The organism is Pedobacter steynii, assembly GCF_001721645.1.
In the GTDB taxonomy this organism is placed as follows: Bacteria; Bacteroidota; Bacteroidia; order Sphingobacteriales; family Sphingobacteriaceae; genus Pedobacter; species Pedobacter steynii_A.
The window spans coordinates 1,079,322-1,095,043 of sequence record NZ_CP017141.1 but is presented as its reverse complement, the minus strand read 5'-3'; the positions used below and the strand labels follow the sequence as shown (position 1 = coordinate 1,095,043).

At 41.5% G+C, this 15,722-nt stretch carries 15 protein-coding genes; 4 read left to right on the top strand and 11 right to left on the bottom strand.

All coding sequences use genetic code 11. The features are described 5' to 3' along the window. Window positions 1-116: 116 nt before the first annotated feature. Together serC and BFS30_RS04335 are read left to right on the top strand one after the other, a co-directional pair. Window positions 117-1,220 carry a 3-phosphoserine/phosphohydroxythreonine transaminase gene (gene serC, locus BFS30_RS04340; protein WP_069382293.1) on the top strand — a complete coding sequence of 368 codons (1,104 nt, stop codon included), beginning with the start codon at window positions 117-119 and terminating at the stop codon, window positions 1,218-1,220. Next, window positions 1,217-2,077, top strand: a complete 861-nt coding sequence (locus BFS30_RS04335; RefSeq protein ID WP_069378148.1) for a sigma-70 family RNA polymerase sigma factor — start codon at window positions 1,217-1,219, stop codon at window positions 2,075-2,077. The genes serC and BFS30_RS04335 overlap by 4 nt, the downstream gene beginning before the upstream one ends. Before the next feature lie 10 nt (window positions 2,078-2,087). Here the strand turns inward: BFS30_RS04335 and BFS30_RS04330 are convergent, their stop codons facing one another. The 4 genes from BFS30_RS04330 to BFS30_RS04315 form a co-directional block, all read right to left on the bottom strand. Then, a complete protein-coding gene (locus BFS30_RS04330) occupies window positions 2,088-2,918 on the bottom strand; it encodes a 3-keto-disaccharide hydrolase (RefSeq protein ID WP_069378147.1) in 831 nt (276 codons plus the stop codon). Between the two features lie 107 nt (window positions 2,919-3,025). Next, window positions 3,026-3,229, bottom strand: coding sequence for a hypothetical protein (locus BFS30_RS04325; RefSeq protein ID WP_069378146.1), 204 nt, complete (start codon window positions 3,227-3,229; stop codon window positions 3,026-3,028). A gap of 78 nt (window positions 3,230-3,307) precedes the next feature. Then, complete coding sequence (locus BFS30_RS04320; protein ID WP_069378145.1) at window positions 3,308-4,630, bottom strand: sensor histidine kinase; 1,323 nt, start codon at window positions 4,628-4,630, stop codon at window positions 3,308-3,310. A gap of 10 nt (window positions 4,631-4,640) precedes the next feature. Next, on the bottom strand, window positions 4,641-5,324 hold the full coding sequence (locus BFS30_RS04315; RefSeq protein WP_069378144.1) for a response regulator transcription factor: 684 nt from the start codon (window positions 5,322-5,324) through the stop codon (window positions 4,641-4,643). Between the two features lie 48 nt (window positions 5,325-5,372). Between BFS30_RS04315 and BFS30_RS04310 the strand changes: the two genes are divergently transcribed. After that, window positions 5,373-6,317: a hypothetical protein gene (locus BFS30_RS04310; RefSeq protein WP_069378143.1), complete on the top strand. Its 945-nt coding sequence runs from the start codon at window positions 5,373-5,375 to the stop codon at window positions 6,315-6,317. A gap of 89 nt (window positions 6,318-6,406) precedes the next feature. On the opposite strand, the gene BFS30_RS04305 is transcribed toward BFS30_RS04310, so the two are convergent. The 5 genes from BFS30_RS04305 to cmk all read right to left on the bottom strand — a co-directional run bounded on the left by BFS30_RS04305 (window position 6,407) and on the right by cmk (window position 13,656). Further along, window positions 6,407-7,813, bottom strand: a complete 1,407-nt coding sequence (locus BFS30_RS04305) for an efflux transporter outer membrane subunit (RefSeq protein ID WP_069378142.1) — start codon at window positions 7,811-7,813, stop codon at window positions 6,407-6,409. A gap of 22 nt (window positions 7,814-7,835) precedes the next feature. Continuing rightward, window positions 7,836-11,012 carry an efflux RND transporter permease subunit gene (locus BFS30_RS04300; protein WP_069378141.1) on the bottom strand — a complete coding sequence of 1,059 codons (3,177 nt, stop codon included), beginning with the start codon at window positions 11,010-11,012 and terminating at the stop codon, window positions 7,836-7,838. 10 nt (window positions 11,013-11,022) lie between these two features. Then, on the bottom strand, window positions 11,023-12,183 hold the full coding sequence (locus BFS30_RS04295; RefSeq protein ID WP_069378140.1) for an efflux RND transporter periplasmic adaptor subunit: 1,161 nt from the start codon (window positions 12,181-12,183) through the stop codon (window positions 11,023-11,025). 30 nt (window positions 12,184-12,213) lie between these two features. Next, window positions 12,214-12,801: a TetR/AcrR family transcriptional regulator gene (locus BFS30_RS04290; protein WP_069378139.1), complete on the bottom strand. Its 588-nt coding sequence runs from the start codon at window positions 12,799-12,801 to the stop codon at window positions 12,214-12,216. A 174-nt stretch (window positions 12,802-12,975) separates the two neighbouring features. Then, window positions 12,976-13,656: a (d)CMP kinase gene (gene cmk / locus BFS30_RS04285; RefSeq protein WP_069378138.1), complete on the bottom strand. Its 681-nt coding sequence runs from the start codon at window positions 13,654-13,656 to the stop codon at window positions 12,976-12,978. Between the two features lie 81 nt (window positions 13,657-13,737). Here cmk and arfB point away from each other — a divergent pair, with 81 nt between their 5' ends. Further along, window positions 13,738-14,148 carry an alternative ribosome rescue aminoacyl-tRNA hydrolase ArfB gene (arfB, locus tag BFS30_RS04280; protein WP_069378137.1) on the top strand — a complete coding sequence of 137 codons (411 nt, stop codon included), beginning with the start codon at window positions 13,738-13,740 and terminating at the stop codon, window positions 14,146-14,148. Window positions 14,149-14,153: 5 nt separating this feature from the next. Here arfB and BFS30_RS04275 read toward each other — a convergent pair whose 3' ends face one another. Continuing rightward, window positions 14,154-15,116 (bottom strand): lipid A deacylase LpxR family protein, encoded by a 963-nt coding sequence (locus tag BFS30_RS04275; protein WP_069378136.1) that lies wholly within the window; start codon window positions 15,114-15,116, stop codon window positions 14,154-14,156. A 61-nt stretch (window positions 15,117-15,177) separates the two neighbouring features. Then, a complete protein-coding gene (locus tag BFS30_RS04270) occupies window positions 15,178-15,687 on the bottom strand; it encodes a hypothetical protein (RefSeq protein ID WP_069378135.1) in 510 nt (169 codons plus the stop codon). Window positions 15,688-15,722 lie beyond the last annotated feature (35 nt).

Below are 15,722 nucleotides of genomic sequence, written 5' to 3'. Positions count from 1 at the left end.
TTGTATGGTTTAAAGTGGTCAAAACAGAAAAATTTGCTGAATGTAGCTGAAAAATTAGATATCTGTTTTGACCTTCCGAACTTTGGAGCAATCAACTGTAACTGATGACGACAATGATCAAACATAATTTCGGAGCCGGGCCTTGCATATTACCTGCTAAAGTTTTAGATCAGGCAGCAGACGCTGTCAGAAATTTCAATGGCCTTGGGCTGAGTATTCTGGAAATTTCACATCGGACTCCTGAGTTCGAAGCAGTAATGAAGGAAACTCAGGATCTGGTCAGGGAATTATTGCGGGTGCCGGAAGGTTATAGCATTCTGTTTTTGCAGGGAGGAGCAAGTACCCAATTTTCTATGCTGGCCATGAACTTCCTGCATCAGGAGAAAAAAGCGGCTTATCTGGATTGTGGCTATTTTTCTCAAAAGGCGATTAAAGAAGCCCTATTGTTTGGTCAGGTAAACATTGTCGCGTCATCGAAAGATAAAGGATATAACTATATCCCTCTTGGATATGAAATCCCTGAGGATTCTGCCTATTTCCATTATACCTCTAATAATACGATCGAAGGAACTGAAATGTTCAGTTTTCCTCCAACCACAGTTCCGGTGATTTGCGATATGTCGTCTGATATCTTCAGCAGAATGGTAAATGTTGCCGATTTTGACCTGATTTATGCAGGTGCACAAAAAAATATGGGGCCTGCCGGAATGACATTGGTTGTGGTCAAAGATACTTTGCTGGAGCACATACAGAGACAGGTTCCTTCCATGTCAGATTACCGGATTTACAGAGACAATGGTTCTTTGTTTAACACCCCTCCGGTATTCTCTATCTATGTGGCTATGCTCAACCTGAGGTGGTTAAAAGAGAAAGGTGGAGTAAAAACAATTGAAACTGAAAATATCGCTAAAGCGGCATTATTATATGAAGAAATTGACCGCAATCCATTGTTTTACGGGCTTGCCGATCCTGATCACAGATCAAGAATGAATGTGACTTTCAAAATGTACGAACCAGCTATGGAGCAGGAGTTCCTTGATTTTGCCTCGACAAGAGGAATAGTTGGCGTAAAAGGATACCGTTCAGTTGGAGGCTTCAGGGCTTCCTTATATAATGCACTGCCGATTTCAAGTGTGGAAATCCTGGTCAGCTGTATGAGCGATTTTGAAAAAGAAAAGCTGAATAAAGAAGTAGAATTAGCACAAAATGAGTCCCTATGAGACAGTTAAAGATCGCACAATCCATTACCAACAGAGATACTGATTCTATTGATAAATACCTGACTGATATTGGAAGAATAGACTTGCTTACTATTGATGAAGAGTTGAGCCTGGCCAGGAGAATTAAAAAAGGAGACACTGCCGCACTGGATAAACTGGTGAAAACGAATTTGCGTTTCGTGGTATCGGTTGCAAAGAAATATCAGAACAGAGGCTTGCAGCTGGCAGACTTGATTAGTGAAGGAAATCTGGGCCTCATTAAGGCTGCGCAACGCTTTGATGATACGAAAGGATTCAAGTTTATTTCTTTCGCCGTCTGGTGGATCCGCCAAAGCATTATGCAGGCACTTGCTGATCAGAAAAGAATGATCAGGCTTCCGGGGAATCAGGTACTCGGAATCATAAAAATTAACAAAGCTGCTGACCTTTTAGAACAGGAGCTGGAAAGATTGCCTACTTATGAAGAGCTTTCTGTTGCTACTGACCTCTCTCAGGAAAAAGTAGCCGATTACCTGTCCAGCGCACCTTTGTCTTATTCGCTGGATATGACTACCAGTGAAGAAAGTGGATTTACCCTGATGGATACCCTTGTCAATGATAACGTTCCGAATACCGATGCCCTGATGATGACTGAGTCATTGAGCGAAGACCTTAACAGAACATTAGGTATTTTACCGGAACGGGAAAAATGGATCATCACACTTTTCTTTGGACTGGATAACCATACTGCCCTGACACTTGATGATATGGTTGAGGTATTCAACCTGAGCAAAGAAAGGATCCGTCAGTTGAAAGACAGGGCCCTGAAAACTCTGAGACAGAATTGCAGGACACCTTATCTGGCAGAGTATTTTTAACTGAATTCTGCTATTTGCGTTTTGTTTTTTCTTTAAGTGCAGATAAATCTTTTAATTCCACTTTTCGGAAATCAATGGGTTGTCCTTCACTTTGAAGAGCGATGTAACCGCTGCTGAGCAGTTTTCCATCTATTTTCATTTTAGGATCATAACCATTGGCAACACCTCCGCCGATCTGGGGTTTCGAATACTGAAGTACGGTATCTCCATTGATGATATGGGTAATCAGCGAATCGCCAAGAACGATGAGCTCAGCCCTGACCCATTGATCACCGTCATAGGTCTTTGAGCTGGAATTGAGGCAATGAGCATCTGCTATTTTTCCTTTATAAACGACATTTGTTCCAGGCGAACACATATTCCCTGTTGGCCTTGGTTTGCCATCTCCCAGGCCACCCAGAAACTGCATTTCAACAGAAATCGGCCAGTCCTGTTCTTTAAGCATCGTTCGCGGATCCTGAGAATGGAACATCACTCCACTATTTCGCAGGGTATAGGAAGGTGCGCCTTTTTGAAGCGCCCCCACGAAACGATATTCTACTACAAGATGATAATAGGAATAGGGGACTTTATAATACAGATGACCAAACTGATCATTGAAATCGCCATACTGGTCATATCTTACTTTTACCATACCATCTTCTACGCGAAAAGTGTTGCCGAAATTCTCATCCATTCCATGGTGATGGATCTTGACAAACCAGTCTTTAATGTCTTTCTTATTGAAAAGAGAAATCCATCCCTTTTTATCGGAAGTCTGTTCACCAGGTTGTTTTTTTATCGTTGTACAGGCAGAAAGTATAAAACAGCAAAAAATGAGTGTTACGGCGTTTGTTTTCATGATTTAGTTCAAATGTGTGTGTGGTTGATCACAAAGTACAAAAAAAAGAGGATATCCATCATTGGATATCCTCTTCGGCTATAGTTCTTAACGAGGTGCTTAAAGCCTTATTTATGCTTTGCTGGTGCTTTTGTAGTTGCAACCGGGGCAGCTTTTGTTGCTTCTGGTTTTAATACTTCCGCTTTTTTTACTTCTGCTTTTTTAGCTTTTTTTACTTTATGAGCTACAGGTTTTGCAGTAGTAGCCGGAGTTTGTGCGAATGCGCCGAAAGTTGTTGCAACTAATGCTAACGCTAAAATTGTTCTTTTCATGTTTTTTAATATTTAATGTGATTTGTTAGATCAAAGTTGCAGATCAAATATGAAGATTTCATGAAGATGGAAAAGCGCTTATTCTTTTCCGGAAAAAGTAATAATTACCCGTGTTCCCTTATTCTTTTCTGATTCAATTTCGATGTCAATTCCATGAAAGGAAGCAATGCTTTTCACGATAGAAAGACCAAGTCCATGGCTATCTTCCTTCTCCGACTGGAACTTTTCAAAGCGCTGGAAAGCATGCTGAACCTCATTCAGGTCCATTCCTTGTCCGGAATCTTCTATACTGAGCTGATAACGTTCTGCCGTATTGGAATCATAGATATGTACACTTCCTGAAGGAAGGTTGTACTTAATGGCATTGTTGACCACATTCATCAATAAAGTATTGAACAAGGAGCGGTTTCCCGTGAAAATATAGTCTTCTGAAAGGTCAATGCTGAATTTAAGCTCCATCATCATTAACCGGTGCTCCAGTTCTTCATAAACTTCATGAACAACTTCCTTTACAGAAATACGGTCTGGTTTTTTGTACTGGTTGTTTTCAACTTTTGAAATGAGCAGGAGGCTGTTGATGATCGACTTAAGACGGTTTAAGGTTTTTAAGCTGGCAAATACTTTATTCTCTCCTTCCTGACTTAATTGCTCGTCATTCAGGAGGTTTTCTAAACGGGTATTTAAGATGGAGATAGGAGTGAGAAGTTCATGAGAAACATTAGCAATGAATTCTTTTTCCGTAATAAACAGGTCAGCAATCTTATTCATCAAGATGCTGATACTCTGGTCTAATATCTTAAAGTCCTCTGTTGTTGTCTTTACAGGCTCATAATTGAAGCTGATAGGATCGTTCACTTTATTGAGTTTCTGATCAATGATCTGATAAAATGGGGCAAGTAAATACTTGCTGAAAGCAAGATCTGTCAATAAGGTCAGAACTACTGCTGCCAGCAGGATCAGGAAGGTAAATACAGAAATGGTATGCTCTAACTGACCCACAGTAGACATGGTTTCCCCAAGCTCGAGCAGGTATCGTCTTCCTTCATATTTAAATTCTGCACTCAGAATCTGGTATTCTTCCTGACTACCCTCAATTTCCCTGGTTTCCTGACTGAAATAGTGTTTTAGCTTGGAAGTATCGCTATTCTTTACTTCTTTTAGGATGATGTATTCTTCTTTCAGCAGGTTGTAATCGGTAAAGGTCTTTTGCTGAGTCAGAAGATCGTTGATCTTCACGCTGGACAGATTGGTGATGAGTTTGTTTTTTTTCTGTACCAGACGTTGATGCATGTGATTGACAGAGATTCTGTTGATGGAAACCAGAATCAGAATTCCCATAACGGTGATGATTGCAACCTTGGTTAAGGTATTGTATAAGGCCAGTTTAAGTTGCAGTTTCATCAGCCAGTTCTTATTTGCCGGAATTTATTCTATAGCCGATACTCCTGACCGTTTCAAACCAGTCAATGGGGGTATGGACGGACAGCTTCTTGCGAAGGTTCTTAACATGGACATCCACAAAGTTCGAATCAGAGTTGATTTCCAGAATATCACCCCAGACATGTTCAGTCAGGTTAATCCTGGAGATCACCCTATCCTTATTCAGAACAAGGTAATTGAAAATCTCAAACTCTTTACTGGTCAGACTGATTTTTTGTCCTTCAAAACTTACCTTATGATTTTTGATGTCCAGAATGAAATTATGAATATTTACTTCATTCATTTCCAGTTTATGTTTTCTCCGGATAATGGCATGCATACGTGCCAGCAACTCTGTTAAAGAAAAAGGTTTGGGCAGGTAATCATCAGCTCCGGCTTCCAATCCTTTGATACGGTCTTCTACATCACCCCGGGCGGTCAGGATAATGACAGCATCTTCCCGGTCTTTGAGCTGCTTTAGCTGATGTAAAAGTTCAAAACCATCCCCTCCCGGTAAACCCAGGTCGAGCAGAATAAAATCGTAAGTGTTGACAAATATTTTCTCTTCAGCGGATGATTTCTTCCAGGCATGCTCTATGGTATAACCTTCTTTACCAAGAAATGCCGCTATCTCCAGCCCTAAATTTTTTTCATCTTCAACAATCAGAATATTCATGCGTTCAATATTACGTAAAAATCCATTTAATTATAATTATCTTTTCTTATGAAAAAAAACTACCTCTTCCTGTTATTGTGCCTATGCTCGGTAACGGCCAATGCTCAATTTGGTAAGTTAAAAGACATCTTAAATACCGGAGCATCTTCTGTTTTAAACAATAAACAGCTCAAGTTATTACAAAATCAACCCATAACCACCAATTTCGATGATTGTAATAAAAGAGACCTGTTACCCGTAGATTTTGGAGCAGATTCTGCCAGAAAACAATTGTGTGCTTTAACCGCCAGCTATACAAAAGAGAAAGGTTTTTTATTGACACCAGGCTTCTATACCGGAACCTTTAAAAGCTTCTGCTTACAGGCCGGAACTTATGGCCCGGATAAAGGTAATGCTTATCTTTTTGCCCCTTTGGCTGGTCCGAAAGAAAAAACAGCCAGAACATTGATTTCGAACTGGGAATTACATCCTGAGGTTGAACAAAGACAGGTCCAGCTACTTTTATGGGCGATAGTGGCGAAAACGAATTTTAGTAAGTTGTCTGCTGAACTTCAACTCGTTGCAGCTAAGCTGTTGAATAAAAATGATTTGGCTGGCTTAGGCAGTACTTTGGTTGATTACCTGTCTGATGAAGCCATGTCTAAACTCACAGGCAACCTGCCGGAACCAGCAAAACGGGTTATGGAAATGGAAAACAAGATCCGGGGATTGATGTATCAGGCCAACTCTTCTTATGACCAGATTGAAAGACTGGCCATGCTTGATGGTGCCGCACCGGTAAACCCTGATTTTCCAGGTGGGATATGGGGCTTACATCCGGATGGTTACTATATCAAATACCTGCCCCATTCTTATTCTGAAACCGAAGTGGTGATCTACGTTCCCCAAAAAGCGGGATCAATACATTATTTGCCTGTAGGTGATGTTGCAGTACCTGCCAGCAGAGGTTCTCAACGTTTGGGGCAGTCGAACCTGCTCGTCTGCAGGAAATAAGTTTCTTTTGTCTGATTATAAACCAAAAAATAGGATATAAAAAAAGGGATTTCTGTTAAGAAATCCCTTTTTTTATTATAAGAAATCGGTTATTTCCAGCCTCCGCCAAGTGCTCTGTAGAGATTAACTACAGATTGCAATTTTTGTAACCTGTCTGTCACCCCACTCAGCTGTGCAGCCAAAAGGCTCTGCTCTGAAGTCAACACATCTGTATAATTTGTTGCAGAGCTATACCTCAATAATTCCTGGGTATAATTCACTGATTTTTCCAGGGCAGCAATTTGCTTTGCTCTTGCTTCTTCTTTTTCAACAGCAGTCTGATAAGCATATAAGGCATTGGATACTTCCTGTCCGGCTACCAATAAGGTTTTCTGGAAAGAGTTCATTGCTTGTTCCTGTGCAGATTTTGCAGTTTCCAGCCTTTGTTTGTTGAGACCTTTATTAAAGATCGGCTGGGTTAAACCGCCTACCAGATTGTAAAAGATAGACTTGCTAAAGAAATCCTTAATGTCAAGACTCGATAATCCCCCGGCTGCCGTGATGGTTAGTGAAGGATAAAAATAAGTACGGGCAAGGTTGGTATTTTCAAATGCACCCCTGAAAGCATACTCTGCTCCCTGAACATCGGGTCTGTTTTCCAGCAATTGGGTTGGAACACCGATTTTTACATCGGTACTCAGGTTGTGATCGTTCAGTTTGCTGCGGCTGATTGGGCCCGGTGCCCTGGACAACAAAATATTCATGGCATTTTCAGTTTCTCTGATCGTTCTTTTCAAATCAGGGATCGTTACCTCCGTTGCATAACGGCTGGCTTCACTTTGTACCACTGCAGCCCCGTTAACTACGGCACCTTCTTTCAGTGTTTTCATCGTTTCTACACCAGCAATTCTACTTTTTAAAGTCTCCTGAGTGATTTCCAGCTGCCTGTCTAAAGCAAGCAGGTTATAGTAGTTGTTGGCAATATCAGCAATCAGTTGAGTCTGAACTGCCCTTTTGGTCGCATCACTCTTTAAATAACCAGCCAATGCAGATCTTTTCGTACTGCTGAGTTTACCCCAGATATCTGCTTCCCAGCTCGTACTCAACTGCGCCTTGAAGTTATTGGTCAGTGTGTTGATGTTGATTCCAGGAGGAAAATTCAGTCCTGCTTCAGATTGTTTCGACCTGGTGTAATTGGCATCAAGGCTTAAGGTAGGAAAGTAAGCCGCTTTGCTTTGTTTTAAGGTTGCCTGTGCCTGTACAATATTTTGTATGGCATTCTTTAAATCCAGGTTCTGATCCAGCCCTTCCTGGATCAATGCCGACAATTGAGGGTCGGCAAAGAGGGTCTGCCATGGCGTATTTGCCAGGGTAGTGGTATCTGTAGCTGTCTGCTCACGGAACAATCCGGCTGTTTTCAGTGCGGGGCGTTCGTAAGTCTTAGTCACCTTGCAGGATGCAAATACTGTAGCTGCAATTGCCAGGGAGAAAAGCTGTTTTTTATATGTATGAATCATTGTATTTCTCTGATATATGAACTTAAATCACTGGAAGCTTTTTCGCTAAAGCCGGGTCGATAGGATTTTCATCCTCGTCGTCATGCTTTTTCAAATGCGGAGGACCACTCACTTTTTCCTGTAAAGTCTGGAAGATGATAAACAATACAGGGATCACAAATACCCCCAGAATTGTTCCGATCAGCATCCCGCCTACGGCACCTGTACCGATAGATTTATTACCTACCGCACCTGCTCCGGTAGCAATCATCAATGGAGCCAATCCAAAGATAAAGGCAAAGGAGGTCATTAGAATTGGTCTCAGACGTGCTACGGCTCCTTCAACAGCTGCTTGTACAACAGGTAGTCCATGGCGTCTTCGCTCTAATGCAAACTCCACAATCAAAATCCCGTTTTTGGCCAGTAGACCAATGAGCATGATGAGTGAAATCTGTAGGTAAATACTGTTGTTCAGGCCAAAAATGATAGAGAAAATATACGCACCTGCTAAACCGAATGGCACAGAAAGTAATACCGCAAATGGGAGGATATAACTTTCATACTGCGCACTTAACAGGAAGTAAACGAATACCAGACATAAGATAAAGATAAATGCAGTCTGGCTACCTGAAGCAAGCTCTTCCCTGGTCAGACCAGAAAAGTCATATCCATAACCCGCAGGTAAGGACTCCGCAGCTACTTCCTGGATGGCTTTGATCGCATCTCCGGAGCTGAAACCTGGATTTGGTGCTCCAGTGATGGCAATGGAACTGAAAAGGTTAAACCTTGTGATCGACTCCGGACCATATACCCTTGTGAGATTGATAAACTCTGTAATAGGGGCCATTGTACCTTTACTATTCCTGACAAAGATCTTGTTCAGTCCTTCCGGGTTTTTACGGTAATTGGCATCCGCCTGAATCATTACACGGTATTGTTTTCCAAACTGGTTAAAGTTCGAGGCATATAACCCTCCATAATAACCTTGTAAAGTATTCAATACAGAGTTTACTGTAATTCCTGCTTCTTTACATTTCTCCAGGTTAATGTCCAGCATATATTGCGGGAAATTGGGGTTGAAAGAGGTTTGGGCGTACTGAATCTCCGGACGTTTAGATAAAGCTGCCAGGAAGTCTGTGTTTACTTTAAATAATTCCTGAATGCTGTGCCCGCCTTTATCCTGAAGCTGGAACTCAAATCCACCACTTTGTCCGAATCCCTGGATGGTAGGAGGGGCGATAAAGAAAATCTTCGCATCGCGTATCCCTGAGGTCTTGGCAAAAAGCTCACCAATCACCTGGTCCACACTCCGGTTACGCTCAGACCATGTTTTGAGTTTCAAAATTACCATACTATAAGCACTACCCTGACCAGCAGTAAAGTTTTGCCCTACAATTCTCAAGGTATTTTTAACCTCAGGAATAGAGTTCGCAAGACTGTCTACATATTTAGTCACGACTTCTGATCTTTCCATCGATGCAGATGGAGGTAAGCTGATATTGGCAAAAATAGTTCCCTGATCTTCCGAAGGAACGAAAGAAGAAGGGGTGGTTTTCATCATATAAGCAAGCCCGATCCCAAAGAACGCAATCGAAGCAATGATGATCCATTTCTTTACAGAAAAGAACTGAATAGAACGTTTGTATTTGCTGGTTACATTATCAAATGCAACGTTAAAAGCAGTGTAGAAACGTTGGATAAAGCTACTGTGTTTATGATCGTCTGCATGTGGTTTCAATAAAATCGCACATAAAGCCGGACTTAAAGTCAAGGCATTGATCGCAGATAAAATAATTGCAACGGCAAGGGTAAGCCCGAATTGCTTATAGAATACCCCGGTAGATCCGGTGATAAACGTTACCGGAATAAATACAGCGGCCATGACCAGTGTAATCGAGATGATCGCACCGGAGATTTCTCCCATGGCATCAACGGTTGCCCTTCTTGCCGATTTATAACCCTGATCTAACTTGGCATGGACGGCCTCGACGACCACAATCGCATCATCCACCACAATACCAATCGCGAGGACGAGGGCAAAGAGCGTCAGTAAGTTGATCGTAAACCCAAACAAATTCAGGAAGAAGAACGTACCCACAATCGCCACCGGAACTGAAATTGCCGGGATTAACGTGGAACGGAAATCCTGAAGGAAGATAAATACGACGATAAATACCAAAATGAAGGCTTCTATTAGCGTATGGATTACTTTTTCAATGGAAGCATCAAGGTTTTCATTCACATCCACCAGGTAAATGTGCTTAATTCCTTTAGGGAAGTCTTTTGCTGCAGCATCAAGGATCTTTTTAGATTCGTTGATCACGTCTCTTGCATTTGATCCCGGAGTCTGGCTCACTGCAAAGGCTACTGATGGTAAACCATTGGTTACAATATTGGAGGAATAGGTTAATGAACCCAATTCTACCCGGGCAACGTCTTTCAGTCTCAGTAACTGTCCGTTTCCGGCAGATTTAACGATGATATTCTCAAACTCAGTCGCTTTTGTCAGCCTTCCTTTAAACTTAATTACATATTGAAAAGATTCATTCCCATTCTCGCCGAATTTACCCGGTGCTGCTTCGATGTTCTGTTCTGCCAATGCAGCAGAAATATCAGCAGGAATCAGGCTGTATTGTGCCATCACATCTGGTTTCAACCAGATCCTCATGGAGTAATCTTTTGAACCGAATACGTTGACGTTACCAACACCCGTTACCCTCTGAATCTGAGGAACAAGGTTGATCTTGATATAATTCTGAAGGAAAGTCTGATCATAAGCTTTGTTCTCGCTGTTCAGGGAAACAATCAAAAGGTTACTACTTTGACTCTTTGTCACGGTAACCCCGGCTTGTGTAACTTCCTGTGGGAGTAAGCTCGTTGCTCTGGAAACCCTGTTCTGTACGTTTACAGCAGCTAAATCGGGATCAGTACCTACTTTGAAAAAGATGTTGATACTGGCTGATCCTTCATTCGTAGCGGTAGAGGTCATGTAGGTCATGTTCTCCACCCCGTTGATCTGCTCTTCAAGCGGTATAATCACACTCTTAAGTACAACGTCAGCATTTGCTCCGGTATAAGAAGCAGAAACCTGAACCGTCGGAGGCGCAATATCAGGGTATTGTGAAATGGGTAACGCAAGTAACCCTAAAAGTCCCAGTATGACGATGATCACGGAGATCACGGTCGACAGCACTGGTCGCTGTATAAATTGCTTAAACATATCTGTTTCTTTATTTTAGGTCTGCGTAAACAGTTTCTGCGCTTGTCGCAGTTGCTTTGATTGGCGTGCCGTCTTTAAGTGTGGCAACTCCTTCCAGGACAATCTTGTCGCCTGCTTTTAATCCATCCTGGATCACATAGAAATTACCTGCTGTATTTTGCAATACGGTAATGGCTACATTTTTTGTCTTACCGTCTTTATCTACAACCACGGCAAAACGCTTATCCTGTAATTCGTAAGTAGCACTCTGTGGAATAAGTAAGCCTTCTTTAATTTCATTAGGAATCCTGACAGTAGCACTTGCGCCGCTACGGATGAGTCCTTTAGGGTTAGGGAAGGTCGCACGTACATTTGCAGAACCTGTGGCAGTATTGATTTGTCCGGTGATGGTTTGAATGCGTCCTTTCAGATCGTATAAAGTGCCATCAGATAACAATAAGGAAACCGGAGGTAGTTTTGCTAATTTCTGCGCCAGACTGCTGCCTTCGCCTTCTTTAGAGAAGTTAAGCAACAGTTTTTCATTAAATGCAAAGTAAGCATATACATTGCCAATGCTGGATACGGTAGTTAATGGCTCCGTATTATTGCCGCTTACCAAGCTTCCCAAACGGAAAGGAATGGCGCCAACTACTCCGTTTACCGGACTGGTTACCGAAGTATAGCCAAGGTTTGTTCTCGCATTGGAAAGAGCAGCCTTAGCTTGTGCCAATGCCGCAACTTTTGCCTGATAAGTATATTGAGCAGATTCTAATTCGTATTTGCTCACAATATCCTTCTCTACCAAAGGTTTTACTTTATTTACAGCCATATTAGCAGAACTTACTTCGGCTTCAGCACTTTTTATGCTTGCAGTAGCGGTACGTACTTCCTGCTCATACTGAGGGGCGTTGATTTTAAAGAGCAGTTGTCCTTTCTTGACTACAGAACCTTCGTCTACATAAATCTTCTCCACATACCCATCTACTCTAGGTCTGATTTCTATGTTTTCCTGTCCCTGAACGCTGGCCGGATAATCTGTATTCAATACCGCAACACGCGGCTGAAGTTCTAATACTTTGAATTCTTTTACCTGATCGCCAGGTGCGCCGCCTTTTTGAGGGGCACCACCTCCGCAAGAACTAAGGATCAGAACTGCCGGAAGTAATAATAGTGATTGAATTGTATGTTTCATTGTTATGGATATTGGAGGGTTTGCTTTTATTTATCGGAAAATGGTTTCAAAAATTAATTCTTTTCTGTCTTCCATTAGTTTTGCGTATTCGTCATCATTCATGCCAAAAAGAGCCTGATTCAAGGGGGCAGTAAGCAGGGGGTGGGCCATCAGGGAAAAAAGGTTCATAATGAACTGCTTAGGTTCCATTTTCCGGACGTTTCCCTGGTCCATTTCTGCCTGTATTTCAGCAAGAAATACCTTGACTTCTTTAGCCCTGGATTTCTTGGCATTAATCACGTTATCCCTGTTCATTTCTGTGATGATGAAGAGCTGACGGTAGGGGTATTTCGTTGTTTCATTAATAAATACATGAATCAGGTTCCTGATTTTCTCCTTGAAAGGCATGCTGGATTTGAATACCTCATCGAGTGTGCTGGCGAAGCCATCCTGTGCCTCATTAAATACCTGATCAAAGAGGATGTCGCGGGAACGGAAATAGTAATTTACCAACGTTCGGTTTACTCCGGCTGCATCGGCAATCTCTTGTGTGGTGGCGTGTAATTTCCCCTCAGCAAAAAACAGATGTTTGGCCGTATCTTTAATTAATTGTTCTGTACCTGTATCTCGGGTAGACATATACTTTTGAGTTTGACAAAATTGTTAAACAAAAGTATCAATCGTATATTTTACTTAAAACATCGAAATGTAATGTTTAGGTAAACAGCCCTTTTGTAACTGAATATTGACAAAAATACAACGATAAAGGGCTTGTATAGGAGAAAATAAAAACGTAGGAGTGGTAAAATTACTTTATTCCGGAAAATGGAGTTTTACCTGTTCAATGGCAAAATCGAGTTGTTCCTGAGGGGTGATTTCTGTGTTGTCCAATATCACTGCATCTTCAGCACGGGTTAAAGGACTCTCTGCGCGGGTCGTATCTGCATAATCGCGATGCGCCAGGTTTTCAAATACATCTTCCAATGTGGTGCTGGTATCTCCTTTGCTTTGCAATTCCTTAAAACGACGTTCAGCCCTTACTTTAGGATCTGCAGTCATGAAAAATTTTATCTGGGCATCAGGGAATACCGTAGTTCCGATATCACGGCCATCCATCACGATGTTTTTTGATTTACCCATACGTTGCTGTTGTTTCACCATATCTTTGCGGACAAGCTTATGGGCAGAAACTTCACTCACATTTTCAGAAACCGGCATTTGTCTGATCTCTTCAGATACTTCTTCACCATTCAGTGTAATATGTGATTCGTAATCTCTTGAATGAAAATTTAACTCAATATGCTGAAGGGCATCTTTAACCGCTTCCTCATTATTCATATCAATATGATTCCGGAGAAAATAAAGTGTTACTGCGCGGTACATTGCACCACTATCTATATAAATAAAACCTAGTTTTTTTGCTAATGCTTTTGCCAATGTACTCTTTCCACAAGATGAGTAGCCATCTATAGCTACAACCAGATTTTTTCTCATATAGGGCAAAGTTAATATTTTAGGGAATTGTTTTAAATGATTTTTCATTCACGGCGGCTTTTCTTTATTACTTTTGCACCTATGTTACTCCTTAAAGAAGATATTGTTAAAGCCGTCACCTTTAAAACCTCCCGCAGTGGCGGAAAGGGGGGACAGAACGTAAACAAGGTTTCCAGTAAAGTAGAGTTGATTCTAAATATTGATGACGCCGGATTATTTACAGAAGAAGAACGTGCGCTTTTAAAAGATAGACTTGCCCATCGCCTGGATCAGGAAGGAAACCTGCACATCGTCTCACAGGAAGACAGAAGCCAGCTGATGAATAAAGAGCGGACCATTATCAAGTTAACCGCCCTGCTAAAATCAGCCCTGCACATCCAGAAAAAAAGAAAGCCTACAAAAACGCCTAAATCTGTAATCAGAAAGAGGCTGGCGGATAAACAATCCGTCTCGGCGAAAAAAGAATTCAGAAAACGGCCTGCGTTAGATTAAACTGCTTAATTAAAACGGTAAAACAGACTAATGGTGCCATATTGGTGTGCCTTCGCCATGCTTTTTACTTCTTTAGATTTAAATAAGAGGCCAAAATCAAAAGTAAAACGCTGACTGCTGTAATTAACGCCAAGCTGCTGCGCAAAAACCACGGGCTTTACACCAAAGGTAACCGGACTCTTATCGTTAAACATACTTCCTTGTATGGTCGCATCATAAGCCACGACATTCAGTTGCGGTTTAGCATAAAAGAACAGTTCGCTATTAACCAGACCTCTGGTTTTTGAGTTATTCCCGATCATAGAATTGGTGTATGCTGAATTAAAAAGCTGATTGATCCGGCCTGCACGGAACAAGATCCCAGCACCAGCACCACTAAAGGTTGTTCCTATATTGGCATAACCTTCAAATGAAAAATCTGCAGCTTTGCTATCAAAGCGATGTAGTAATCTGGTATATTTTGCAGAAAGATTAACCTGCATTTCTTCTTTGATCTGATAATCCCAGCCCTCCAGCTCATAGAATCCAACGGTGTTATGAAGAAGTTCTTGTCCTTTTTCGGCCAGAGATGCAGGACCGGTTACCCCGATCTGTACAGAGGTCTTTAAAATGCTTTCATTCTTGTAGAACCAATTCATCGTTCCTTCGGCATATAGATATCCTGCAAAGGGACGGTCCTGTTTAGCTGGATCAGGGGCAGAACCGGAATAAGGGTTGTACATCTTTTGGCCAACTGCAATTTCATAGGTTTTCTTTTCCAGCTTTTCAGTCAGCTTTTGCTGATCTAAAGCATGACGAAAATTGATAAATAAACCGTTGGTATAATATTTATCCGAACCCTGAAGTAAATAAGAATCGTTATCGCTGCTGAAGCCGAACTCATTTTTGAATGTTTGTGCTGCAGCTGGATTTACGGTCAACAGATAGATCAGGGAAAAGGGAAGTAGTATTTTACTAAAGGTTTTCATGGTTATTTTCTAAAAAAAAACTCCGGCAGTGTTGCCGGAGTTGAATATCGTATTTTTATTCTTAAAATGTATAGCCAAGACTAAGACCACCATAATATGGCAAAAAGAAATCTCTGCTGAAGACCGGACTTAAACCGATCCGGAAAGCAAAACCGCTGTCTTCAGGCTGTACCCGGTAGAAGAAACTCATTGTTCCGATTACATTGCTTTCATTCTTGTTAAAAAGTACTTCAGAATCTCCGCTGGTAGAAATATAAGTGGCACCAAGGCCCAGTTCAAAGAATTTGTTTCCTTTTCCAAGGAGGTAATTTAAGGAAAGGGGAAGCGTCATTACCTTATCTCCATCAACAGAGAAATAACCAATACCTGCGCGGCCTCCTAAACCATCTCTTTTATTGGAAAAACGGGAGTCATAATTTGCTGTAAAAGTCAAACCCTGACCACCAAGTTCAATGAAGATATTCTGTGCCCTTGCAGTAACAGGCGCAGGTGTAGTGCTTTGTTGTGCAAAAAGGGACTGTACACTTAGTACCGCTAACAGCAGACTAAAAACTAATGTTAATTTTCTCATTTTTGTTTGTTTGGTGGCGCAATATTAAGAAAAAA

Bases quoted from the DNA above. Each gene is read 5' to 3' on its own strand.
- BFS30_RS04335 (WP_069378148.1), top strand. From the start codon at position 1,217: ATGAGACAGTTAAAGATCGCACAATCCATTACCAACAGAGATACTGAT.
- BFS30_RS04330 (WP_069378147.1), bottom strand. From the start codon at position 2,918: ATGAAAACAAACGCCGTAACACTCATTTTTTGCTGTTTTATACTTTCT.
- BFS30_RS04325 (WP_069378146.1), bottom strand. From the start codon at position 3,229: ATGAAAAGAACAATTTTAGCGTTAGCATTAGTTGCAACAACTTTCGGC.
- BFS30_RS04320 (WP_069378145.1), bottom strand. From the start codon at position 4,630: ATGAAACTGCAACTTAAACTGGCCTTATACAATACCTTAACCAAGGTT.
- BFS30_RS04315 (WP_069378144.1), bottom strand. From the start codon at position 5,324: ATGAATATTCTGATTGTTGAAGATGAAAAAAATTTAGGGCTGGAGATA.
- BFS30_RS04310 (WP_069378143.1), top strand. From the start codon at position 5,373: ATGAAAAAAAACTACCTCTTCCTGTTATTGTGCCTATGCTCGGTAACG.
- BFS30_RS04305 (WP_069378142.1), bottom strand. From the start codon at position 7,813: ATGATTCATACATATAAAAAACAGCTTTTCTCCCTGGCAATTGCAGCT.
- BFS30_RS04300 (WP_069378141.1), bottom strand. From the start codon at position 11,012: ATGTTTAAGCAATTTATACAGCGACCAGTGCTGTCGACCGTGATCTCC.
- BFS30_RS04295 (WP_069378140.1), bottom strand. From the start codon at position 12,183: ATGAAACATACAATTCAATCACTATTATTACTTCCGGCAGTTCTGATC.
- BFS30_RS04290 (WP_069378139.1), bottom strand. From the start codon at position 12,801: ATGTCTACCCGAGATACAGGTACAGAACAATTAATTAAAGATACGGCC.
- cmk (WP_069378138.1), bottom strand. From the start codon at position 13,656: ATGAGAAAAAATCTGGTTGTAGCTATAGATGGCTACTCATCTTGTGGA.
- arfB (WP_069378137.1), top strand. From the start codon at position 13,738: ATGTTACTCCTTAAAGAAGATATTGTTAAAGCCGTCACCTTTAAAACC.
- BFS30_RS04275 (WP_069378136.1), bottom strand. From the start codon at position 15,116: ATGAAAACCTTTAGTAAAATACTACTTCCCTTTTCCCTGATCTATCTG.
- BFS30_RS04270 (WP_069378135.1), bottom strand. From the start codon at position 15,687: ATGAGAAAATTAACATTAGTTTTTAGTCTGCTGTTAGCGGTACTAAGT.